The organism is Acidimicrobiales bacterium (assembly GCA_035533095.1).
Taxonomy (GTDB): Bacteria; Actinomycetota; Acidimicrobiia; order Acidimicrobiales; family Palsa-688; genus DATLUM01.
In genome coordinates, this window is record DATLUM010000077.1 from 1 (window position 1) to 9,944 (window position 9,944).

Consider the following 9,944-nt stretch of genomic DNA (forward strand, 5'->3'; position numbering starts at 1 on the left):
CGCGGGTGGGAGTAGCCACGGCTCGTCCCTTGTGGGAAGTGTTGTGGTGACCGGCGACGGCGGCAACACCTGGGCGGCGCAGCCCTCGCCGTCGACCCACCAGCTGAACGGGGTGGCGTGCACCGGTCCTTCGACGTGTATAGCCGTCGGTGACAGCGGGACGATCCTCTCCACGTCGGATGAGGGTGCGACCTGGACGACCGAGACATCGGGGAGCACCCGGAACCTGTTCGGGATCTCTTGCCCGGATGCCTCCCACTGCTTCGTGACGGTCTCAGGAGCAGTAGTGCTGGCAACGATCGACGGTGGCACCACCTGGACTTCGCACACCACACCGAACAGCGTCTCGGGGATCAGCTGCCCGGACGGCTCGCACTGCTATGGGGTAGCCGGCAGCACGGTCGACACGACGACCGACGGTGGTCAGACATGGGTGAGCCACTCGATCGTCAACTCCAATATCGACGACATTTGGAGCATCTCGTGCGTGAGCGACACGGCTTGCACAGCTTCTGGCGGCACCGGCTTCAGCCAGGCGAACCATCCTGCGCTGATCCTCACCACGACGGACGGGGGCACCACCTGGAACCAGATCGCCACGCCGGCGGGCACCCACGGAACGCCGAACGTCGCCTGCAATTCCACGGCGTGTTGGGCGGCCGGGGCCAAGGGCGCGATCATCTCGACGCTCACCCCTGGCTACTGGATGGTCGGTTCGGATGGTGGTGTGTTCAACCTGGGCCCGAACAGCTACTTCGGCTCCACGGGTAACCGAACACTCAACAAGCCGATCGTCGGGATCGCTGACACCCGCGACCTGGGCGGCTACTGGATGGCAGCCACCGATGGTGGAATCTTCAACTTCGGTGACGCCGGTTATCACGGGTCGCTGCCGGGGTTGGGGATCACGCCGAACAAGCCGATGGTGGGAATCGCTTCGACACCTGACGGTGGTGGCTACTGGTTGGTCGCGTCCGACGGAGGGATCTTCAACTTCGGTGACGCCCACTTCTACGGCTCACTCGGCAACCGGACGTTGAACCAGCCGATAGTCGGGATGGCCTCCACGCCAGACGGCGGCGGTTACTGGCTGGTGGCTGCCGATGGTGGGATCTTCAACTTCGGCGACGCTGCCTACCTGGGTTCGGTGCCGGGTATGGGGATCAAGGTCAACAAGCCAGTGGTAGGTATGGCCGCTACCTCCGACGGTGGCGGTTACTGGCTGGTGGCTTCCGATGGTGGGATCTTCAACTTCGGCGATGCCCCGTACAACGGTTCGCTCGGTAACCGTACGATCAACCAGCCGATCGTGGGCATGGTCGCCACCTCGGACAACGGCGGCTATTGGCTCGCCGCTGCCGACGGTGGGATCTTCAACCTGGGTGACGCGCCCTACGAGGGTTCGGTGCCTGGGCTCGGGATCACCGTCAACAAGCCGATTGTGGGGATAGCTGGCGGCTGACGGCCTGGACCTCCAGGCCGTCAGCTACGGTGCCGGCATGACGGCTGCGGTCGCGTGCCGGCAACTCACCTTCAGCTTCGGGGAGCAGTTGGCGGTCGATCATGTCGATCTGGAGATCGCGCCAGGCGAGGTATTCGGCCTGCTCGGACCCAATGGCGCCGGCAAGACGACGACCATCCGGATCCTGACCACCCTCCTCCCGTGTGAGCGGGGAAGTGCTGAAATCTTCGGCGTGGACGTCGGCCGGCACCCGATGGAGGTGCGCAGGCTGATCGGCTACGTGCCCCAGCAGCTCTCCGCCGACTCGGGTCTGACCGGGCGCCAGAACCTCATGCTCTACGCCCGCCTGTACGGCCTGCCTGGCAGGGTACGCCGGCAGGTGACGGAGGAGGTTCTGGATGCCATGGGCCTGACGGAGTCCGCCGACCGCCTCGTGCGCACCTACTCGGGTGGGATGGTGAGACGCCTCGAGCTTGCGCAGGCCCTTGTGAGCTCCCCCAAGCTCCTGATACTCGACGAACCGACCACCGGCCTCGACCCGATAGGCAGGACCGACATGTGGGAGCGCCTGCACGCCCTACGCAAGCAGACCGGGCTGACGGTCCTGCTGACCACCCACTACATGGAGGAAGCCGAGCGTCTCTGCGACCGATTGGCGATGATGCATCTGGGACGCGTCAGGCTCGTGGGAACTCCGCAGGAGCTCAAATCCGCGCACGGCGAAGGAGCCACACTGGAGGACGTGTTCAGGACCGTCGCCGGCCGGAGCCTCGGATCCGACGAAGGAGGTGGATACCGTGCCGTTCGTGGCGCCCGCCGAGCTGCCAACCGGCTCGGATAGAGACATTCCCCAGCCGCCTCGGCTGGGGACCCCATCATGGGCTCTCCTGCCCCAGAGCGTCGGAGCGCTCTGCCTGGCCGAGATCCAGAAGATGCGCCACGACTGGACGGAACTCGCGACGCGTGCACTCCAACCGGTCCTGTGGCTGGTCATCTTCGGCGAGACCTTCACGAGGCTCCATGCAATCCCCAGCGGAGGCCGTCCATACCTCGACTTCCTGGCGCCTGGAATCCTCGCCCAGTCAGCCCTCTTCGTCGCCATCTTCTATGGCATCCACATCATCTGGGAGCGCGACGCGGGGATCCTGCCCCGCCTGCTCGTGACCCCGATCCCGCGGCCGGCACTCATCCTCGGCAAGGCGTTCGCAGCGGGGATCCGCGGGATCAGCCAGGTCATCGTCGTGTTCTGTGTGTCGCTCATCCTGGGCGTGTCGCTGAACTTCAATCCCCTGCACATCCTGGGAACGATCGTGATCGTCGTGCTGGGCGCCGGGTTCTTCGCGAGCCTGTCTATGACTCTTGCCGGCCTCGCGCTGTCGCGCGACCGTCTCATGGGACTCGGGCAGGCGATCACCATGCCGCTCTTCTTCGCCTCCAATGCCCTCTACCCCGTGAAAGTCATGCCCGGCTGGGTTCAGGTTCTAACGAAGGTGAACCCGCTCAGCTACGAGGTCAATGCTCTGCGGGGTCTCTTGATAGGGACGAGGGCTCCCTTGCTGGAGGACTTCGCGGTGCTGCTGGTGGCCCTCGTCGTCGGAGTCACCGCCGCTTCGGCTCTGCTCAAGCGGCTGGTTCGCGGCCCGACAGGGTCCAAGGGGCTGCGCGGGCTCCGGGCCCGACGCGCCCGCGCCTGACGCGCCGGTTCGGCGTCTCACGACGTCGTGCTCGGGTTGCCCGCTGCTCCGACGACGACCGTGTCGGTGCCCGTCACCTGGCTCTGGTAGGGGTCGTAGCACGGGTTGCCCGTCGGGTAGCGGACTTTGACGGTGTAGGTTCCTGCTGCTGCGTAGGTGTAAGGGTACGTGGCCGTGGCCGAGGTGGCGTGCTTGGCCGGAAGATCCCAGGGGCCGTACCTGATCGGGCACATTGGGGCGGTCCCAGCAGCACAGCCCTGTCCCATTCCGTCCCCGTATTCGACTTGCCCGCAGGTAGAGACGGTGGTGTCAGGATCCGAGATACGGACCGTGAAGGTCACCTGTCCACCTGCTACTGGATCCGCGGGGCTGTAGCTGATCGACACAGAGGCCTGATCGGTTGGCACCGGCGCCGGAGCCCAGCGGAATGGTCCGCACGCTGGGTTGTAGCTGTTGTGGCACACGAGCGCGGTCGTGGCCGTGGTCGTGGGCGCCGGCTGCTGGACCGCGACCGCGGTCGTGGTGGGAGGCGCTGCCGTCGTGCTGGTCGTCGATGGCACGGTGCTCGCCGGCGGGGGATCGGTTGTCGGGCTGGTTCCCGTCGCGGTGGTGACGACCGCCCGACGGGGCTGCCCGGAGAGAGCGACGGCCACAACCGGCGCCGTGACCATCCCGCACAGCAGTACCGCCGTAGCGACCGCGACCGCCCGGTGCCGCCTGATCAGACCGGCGACCGACCGGCCCACAGACCGCGACCGGCCGTCCGAGCGCGACTGGCCATCGGCGTCACCCCGCGACGGCTCGGATGGGTTGGTCAGGTTGTCCACGCGGTTACGACCCCTTCGTCACCCGGCGATTCGGACACAATCATGACACTGCCGCCTCGCGCACTTCCGTCAACCACAACCCAATTCTCCACCTGCTGGGTTGCGACCTCCTCGAGGGGTACCTTTCGTCAGGTGGAACCGGCTGGCGATCGCGAGGATGCTCTGGACGAATACCGAGCAAAGCGGTCATTCGATCGCACTCCGGAGCCGAGCGGGGAGACCGCAGGTGGACGCGACGCCGGGCCGAGGTTCGTGGTCCAAAAGCACGACGCCCGCCGGCTGCACTACGACTTCCGCCTCGAAGCCGACGGCGTCCTGGTGTCCTGGGCCGTGCCCAAGGGCCCGAGCTACGACCCCAAGGCCAAGAGGCTCGCCGTGCACGTCGAGGATCACCCTCTCGACTACGAGGACTTCGAAGGAGTGATCCCCGAAGCGCAGTACGGGGCGGGAACGGTCATCGTCTGGGACCGGGGGACTTACCGCAACCTCACCGAGAAGCGGGGCAGGCCGGTGTCGGTCTCGGAAGCGGTTCGCGCCGGGCACCTCTCTGTCTGGCTGGACGGCACGAAGCTCACCGGCGGCTGGTCGCTATCTAGGACGCGAGGTTATGGCGACGGCGATGGTGACAACTGGCTGCTCATCAAGAAGGTCGACGATCGCGCCGACCCGGCACGGGACGTCACCGCCGACGAGCCGCTCTCGGTCAAGACCGGCCGGGATCTTCGCGACACTGCCGAGGACACCGGGTCGGCTCAGTGGACCCGGGAGCGGGCCACCTGGATCCCTCCGTTGCTGGACGCTCCGGCCGATGGGAGACGCTGCATCGCCGTGCGCAACGGGGCGGAGATCGTCCTGTGGTCCGGGGATCACCAACGAATATCCGACGGCGACACCCGGATCGCTCGGGCTCTCGCCGGCCTCGCCGCCGACAACTTCACGATCGACGGGCTGATCACCGACGCCGGCGAGTACGTCCCGATCGATCTGCTGCACCTGCTCGGTCACGACACGACCGTGCTGCCTCGGGACGAACGGCACGCTTTGCTCGCCCAGACGGTCGAGGGCGCCGAAGAGCCGATCAGGCCTCTTTAGGGCAAGCGCGCCCGGATCCACGCTGTCATCGTGGACAGCACCTCCGCGTTGCGCGGCTCGTTGAAGATCTCGTGCCACATCCCGGGCCAGAAGATCGCGGTGAGGTCTTCCGAGGACACCGAGCTGACGACGTCGCGCAGGGCCTGCGGGCTGATGAGAAGGTCCCCGCTGCCGTGCATGGCGAGAATGGGAAGAGTCAGCTCCTTGAGCCGCTCGCGGACAGCTTCCACCTGGCCGAAGGACTCGATGAAGTTGCGCGGAGGTGGCCCTAGGTACACGAGAGGGTCGTCCTTGTAGGCCTGCACGACAGCCGGATCACTCGACACCGCGTCGGCGAGGCCGAGATCCGGGATCTCCGGGAGCTCGGCGAGCGCAGCCACTTCCGGCGAGACATGCAGAAGCGCCCCGGAGAGTACGAGGCCGGCGAGGCGATCCTGGTGCTCTTCGGCGTACGCGGCGGCGATGAGCCCTCCCATGGAGTGGCCGATCAGGTACAGAGGACCATCTGGCGCGGACCGGCGGACCACGTCCACGAAGAGGTCCAGATCGGCGACCGCCGACTCGATGGACTCGATATCAGCGCGCTCTCCCTCGCTCTGGCCGTGGCCGCGGTGGTCGAACGCCCACACGGACAAGCCGGCGGTGTTGAGGGCAGCTGCCACATGGTCGTAGCGGCCGCAGTGCTCGGCGAAACCATGTGAGATGACGACCTGAGCGGCAGCGGATCCCGGGCTGTCCCAGTGCCTGTAGTACAGCCGGCCCCCTGCGAAGCGGTCTTCGACGAACTTGGCCATGCGGCCATGATGGCATGGCGGTCGCCTGCAGGTACGGTCTGCAACCGGACAACAACAGCACCCACGGAACCGGAACGGGAGGTGTCGATGTCGCTTGGTAGCTCGGTCATGGCGAGGCTCGGAAGGCTCGGGCCCGCGCTTTCGAACGACGTGGTCGTCGAGCGTGACCTGGAGACCAAGGTGCCCGACGGCGCAGTGCTGCTCGCCGACCACTGGTTCTCGCCTTCGACACTGTCCTCGGCCCCCGTTGTGCTACTGCGCTCTCCCTACGGAAGGCGGCAGTTGGGCGTGCTCGGCCGGCTCTTCTCCGAACGCGGATACCAGGTGATCATCCAGAGCTGCCGCGGGACGTTCGGCTCGGGTGGTCCGACGTTCGACCCGTTCCACCACGAGCGGGCAGACGGGCTCGCCACGCTGCGCTGGATATCGGAACAGCCGTGGTTCACCGGATCTGTCGCGACGTTCGGACCCAGCTACCTCGGCTTGGCGCAGTGGGCTGTCGCAGACGACCCACCATCGTTCCTGAAGGCCATGGCTTTGCAGGTGACCACGGCGAGGGTGCGGGACATCGTGTACCCGGGCGGGTCCTTCGCTCTCGAGACGGGTGCGACATGGGTGCAGCAGCTGCACCTCCAGGAGCGCAACCCCAACACGGTGATCTTGGCGATGCTGCTGGGCCGGCGCCGTCTGCGCGGGGCGTACACCATGCTTCCGCTGAGCGAGGCCGACACCGGAGTGCTCGGCAAGAAGGTGGCGTTCTACCAGGACTGGCTGGCTCACGCGACACCCGGGGACCCGTGGTGGGACGATCTGGATTGGTCACGAGACGTCGCGAGGATGCCCCCGACGACGATGCTGGCAGGATGGCACGACCCCTTTCTTCCGGGCCAGCTCGAGGATTACCGGCGGCTGCGGGACGCCGGGCGCGAGGTCCGGCTGCTCATAGGCCCATGGACCCACGCGAGCCCGCGCGCCGGGGCAGCGGGCCTTCGCGACGCTCTTGATTGGTTCGACCAACACCTCGGGGAGAGACCGTCGAGGCGCGGTTCGATGGTTCGTTTCTGGGTCGGCGGCAGCCGGCGTTGGGTCGACGTCGACGATTGGCCACCGCCTCACAGCGTGGCGCGGTGGAACTTCCAACCCGCCGGAGGCCTGTCTCCGACGCCGGCGGACGCCGGTGCACCCGACCGGTTCCGCTTCGATCCTGCGCACCCCGCTCCGGGACTCGGAGGGCCGAGCCTCGACATGGTTCGCGCCGGGCGGCGCAACCAGCGCCGCCGCGAGTCGCGGTCGGATGTTCTCGCTTACACGAGCGACGTGCTCAGCTCGGACCTGACGATCGCGGGGCCTGTGACCGCCGAGGTCTGGGTCAGGTGCAGCATCAGTTGCCACGACGTCTTCGTCCGTCTATGTGACGTTCACCCGTCGGGGCGCTCGTACAACGTTTGCGACGGCATCATCCGCCTGGACCCGTCGAACACCGAAGCCGCCGGCGACGGTTCCAGCCGTGTACGGGTGCCGATGTGGCCGGCGGCGCTGAGGTTCAGGCGCGGCCATCGCATCAGGGTCCAGGTGTCAAGTGCGGCGCACCCCCTCTACGCGCGCAACCCCGGCAGCGGCGAACCGCTGGGGAGTGCATCGACGCTCACCCCGGGAACGCTCGAGGTCTTCCACGACCCCGAGCATCCCTCGGGGATCGACTTACCGGTAACCGGCATCTGAACTTGGCCCGGGAATCCAGGGGCGTCGGTCGCCTGCTGCTCGCAGCCGGAGCCACGGCTGCCATAGCTGCAGCCGCGACCGACCCGGGCGCCACTTCGAGGGCGGCGTCGCAGGACTGGCCGCCGTTCGTGCTGGTGGCTGGTCTGCTGCTGGTCGGGCTGGTCGCCGCCGAGGACGGGCTGTTCGCAGCCGCAGGCGAACGCCTGGCCGGCTCGGCGAAAGACGGGCGCGTTCTCTTCGCCGGTGTCGCCGCGCTCGTATTGATCGTGAGCGCAACCCTCAACCTGGACACTGCCGTCGCGTTCCTCTCCCCGGTGCTCGTTCATACCGCCCGCAAGCGCGGCGAAGATGAGGCGCTGCTGCTCAGTGCCTGCCTGCTTTTGGCGAATGCCGGATCGTTGCTTCTGCCGGGGTCCAACCTGACGAACCTCATCGTGCTCGGACACCTCCACTTCTCGGGAGGCCGTTTCGCGGCGCGCATGGGCCTGCCATGGCTCGCTGCAGGTGTGGTAACCGCCGTGACGGTCGCGATCGCCGGGCGCAAGGTTCTCCGCCACCGCGTCGAGACGCACGCGCTGGCGACCCGGCCGGCCGTCGGGCTCGGTGCCGTCGCAGTCGTGTCCGCGATCGTGCTCATCGTGGCGCTTTCGTCCCCGGCGCTTCCGGTCCTGGCGGTGGGCGCCGCCGCCACGGCCCTGCGCGTCGCGCGCGGGTCGGGGACCGAAGGTGTCCGCGACGTGCTCGGCCTCCCGGTTCTACTGGGGTTGCTCGGCATCGCCATCGGCTTTGGCACGCTGGGCAGGGACTGGGGGGGACCCGCCCACCTCTTGCGCAACCTCGACCCGTGGGCCACCGCGGGTGTCGCCGCGGTGGCGGCCGTGATCCTCAACAACCTCCCCGCGGCGTCTCTCTTCGCCGCACGGGTCCCAACCCACCCCTACGCGCTACTGATCGGCCTCAACCTCGGCCCCAACCTGTTCGTGACCGGCTCGCTGTCGTGGATCCTCTGGCTGCGGGCGAGCCGGGCTGCGGGCGGTCGGCCTTCGGTCAGGCGAACCGCCCTGATCGGCGTGGTCGCGGTCCCGCTGTCGATCGCTGCGGCGCTTGTAGTTCTTTCAGCTGTCACCGGCGTCACGTGACAGGACGAAGTGGTGCTCGACGGTCCGGCTGAGGTCCCCGAGGCGACGATCGGGTCCCGCGTTGACGTACCCTCGCCGCTCGTAGAAGGAGTGAGCGGCCTTGAACCTGGTGTCGCTCCACAGCTCGACGGCGGGGGCATCGCGCTCGGATGCAACGCTCTCGACCATCCCCGCAAGCGCCGACGCCACGCCGTGCCGCCGCCACCGCGGATCGACGTAAAGGCGTTCCATCTCGACTGCGCCTGAGTCCAGCGGCTTCCAGCCCGCGACCGCCACGACCGTCTGACACCTGTCGACGACGACCCAGAAATCGCCCCCGGCGCCCCCGTACACCGTCGCCGGCGCAAGGAGATCCGGGCATTCGCCGTGCGCGTCCATGACACATCCGGGGTACTCGGCCCAGCACGCGGAGACCAAAGCGACTACAGCCCACCAGTCGCCGTCGACCGCGGCCCGCAGCTGCAGGCCGTCCGGCAGCTCCGTCAATACTCGATGCCCTTTTTGGCCTTGATGCCCTGGTCGTAGGCGTGCTTGATCTTGCGCATCTCGGTGGCGGTGTCGGCGATGTCGACCAGTTCTGGCGCGGCGTCGCGCCCGGTCATGACCACGTTGGTGTGCGGGGCGCGTCCCCGGATCCCCTCCACGACATCGCTGACCGGCACCCAGCCGTACTTGACCGCGTAGGTCACCTCGTCGAGGACGAGAAGGTTGTAGTCGCCGGATGCCAGCTTCGCGGCGGCCACTTCCCAGGCGTGACGCCCCTTCGCCGCCGTCTCGTCGAGGTCGGTCGACTCCCACGTGAACCCGTCCCCGAGGGTGTGCCACTCGATGCCGAGATGGTCGGCGAGTTTGCGCTCGCCGGTCTTCCACTTTCCGCCCTTCACGAACTGGACCACCGCGACCCGCCAGCCCCGGGCCCACCCACGCGACATGACACCGAATGCCGCCGAAGACTTGCCCTTGCCGTGGCCGGTGTTCAAAAGGACGATCGACTCGGCTCTCGGCATCACCCCGACCCTAATCTCAACTAGCCTTCGCGGCCGTAGCGCAGGGAACCCGGTGCGAGTCCGGGGCTGTCCCGCAACTGTCACCGGGGAGCGAACCTCCAACCGGGACCGAGAGGTCCCACACGGCCACGGCCCACAGCGGGCGGGAAGGCCGGGGGCGAGTGGATCCGGGAGCCAGGAAACCTGCCTACCCGTCATGGAGGTACG

The 9,944-nt window shown here is 67.5% G+C and carries 10 protein-coding genes and 1 riboswitch; of the genes, 6 read left to right on the plus strand and 4 right to left on the minus strand.

Translation table 11 applies throughout. The features are described 5' to 3' along the window. The 3 genes from VNF71_10130 to VNF71_10140 form a co-directional block, all read left to right on the plus strand. Positions 1-1,462 (plus strand): hypothetical protein (locus VNF71_10130; GenBank protein HVA74907.1); only part of this gene is annotated, 1,462 nt, incomplete at its 5' end. Positions 1,463-1,499: 37 nt separating this feature from the next. Further along, positions 1,500-2,303, plus strand: coding sequence for an ATP-binding cassette domain-containing protein (locus tag VNF71_10135; GenBank protein ID HVA74908.1), 804 nt, complete (start codon positions 1,500-1,502; stop codon positions 2,301-2,303). After that, the gene (locus tag VNF71_10140) at positions 2,269-3,156 is read left to right on the plus strand and encodes an ABC transporter permease (GenBank protein ID HVA74909.1); all 888 of its coding nucleotides are present in this window, start codon (positions 2,269-2,271) and stop codon (positions 3,154-3,156) included. Before VNF71_10135 ends, VNF71_10140 begins: the two co-directional genes overlap by 35 nt. 17 nt (positions 3,157-3,173) lie before the next feature. Here the strand turns inward: VNF71_10140 and VNF71_10145 are convergent, their stop codons facing one another. Beyond that, a complete protein-coding gene (locus VNF71_10145; protein ID HVA74910.1) occupies positions 3,174-3,983 on the minus strand; it encodes a hypothetical protein in 810 nt (269 codons plus the stop codon). 132 nt (positions 3,984-4,115) lie between these two features. Here VNF71_10145 and VNF71_10150 point away from each other — a divergent pair, with 132 nt between their 5' ends. Further along, on the plus strand, positions 4,116-5,075 hold the full coding sequence (locus VNF71_10150) for a DNA polymerase ligase N-terminal domain-containing protein (protein ID HVA74911.1): 960 nt from the start codon (positions 4,116-4,118) through the stop codon (positions 5,073-5,075). Here the strand turns inward: VNF71_10150 and VNF71_10155 are convergent. Further along, positions 5,072-5,869: a lysophospholipase gene (locus tag VNF71_10155; protein ID HVA74912.1), complete on the minus strand. Its 798-nt coding sequence runs from the start codon at positions 5,867-5,869 to the stop codon at positions 5,072-5,074. The two genes, VNF71_10150 and VNF71_10155, sit on opposite strands and share 4 nt — an antisense overlap. Before the next feature lie 87 nt (positions 5,870-5,956). Here VNF71_10155 and VNF71_10160 point away from each other — a divergent pair, with 87 nt between their 5' ends. Continuing rightward, positions 5,957-7,591, plus strand: coding sequence for a CocE/NonD family hydrolase (locus tag VNF71_10160; GenBank protein ID HVA74913.1), 1,635 nt, complete (start codon positions 5,957-5,959; stop codon positions 7,589-7,591). Between the two features lie 2 nt (positions 7,592-7,593). Further along, positions 7,594-8,730, plus strand: coding sequence for an SLC13 family permease (locus VNF71_10165; protein HVA74914.1), 1,137 nt, complete (start codon positions 7,594-7,596; stop codon positions 8,728-8,730). Here the strand turns inward: VNF71_10165 and VNF71_10170 are convergent. Both VNF71_10170 and cobO read right to left on the minus strand, forming a co-directional pair. After that, positions 8,707-9,216 carry a GNAT family N-acetyltransferase gene (locus tag VNF71_10170; GenBank protein ID HVA74915.1) on the minus strand — a complete coding sequence of 170 codons (510 nt, stop codon included), beginning with the start codon at positions 9,214-9,216 and terminating at the stop codon, positions 8,707-8,709. The two genes, VNF71_10165 and VNF71_10170, sit on opposite strands and share 24 nt — an antisense overlap. Continuing rightward, positions 9,213-9,737, minus strand: coding sequence for a cob(I)yrinic acid a,c-diamide adenosyltransferase (gene cobO / locus VNF71_10175; protein HVA74916.1), 525 nt, complete (start codon positions 9,735-9,737; stop codon positions 9,213-9,215). The genes VNF71_10170 and cobO overlap by 4 nt, the downstream gene beginning before the upstream one ends. A gap of 10 nt (positions 9,738-9,747) precedes the next feature. Next, positions 9,748-9,943, plus strand: a riboswitch (cobalamin riboswitch). Position 9,944 lies beyond the last annotated feature (1 nt).

Coding starts and splice junctions, on each gene's coding strand:
- VNF71_10155 (HVA74912.1), bottom strand. CDS start 5,869: ATGGCCAAGTTCGTCGAAGACCGCTTCGCAGGGGGCCGGCTGTACTAC.
- VNF71_10135 (HVA74908.1), top strand. CDS start 1,500: ATGACGGCTGCGGTCGCGTGCCGGCAACTCACCTTCAGCTTCGGGGAG.
- cobO (HVA74916.1), bottom strand. CDS start 9,737: ATGCCGAGAGCCGAGTCGATCGTCCTTTTGAACACCGGCCACGGCAAG.
- VNF71_10160 (HVA74913.1), top strand. CDS start 5,957: ATGTCGCTTGGTAGCTCGGTCATGGCGAGGCTCGGAAGGCTCGGGCCC.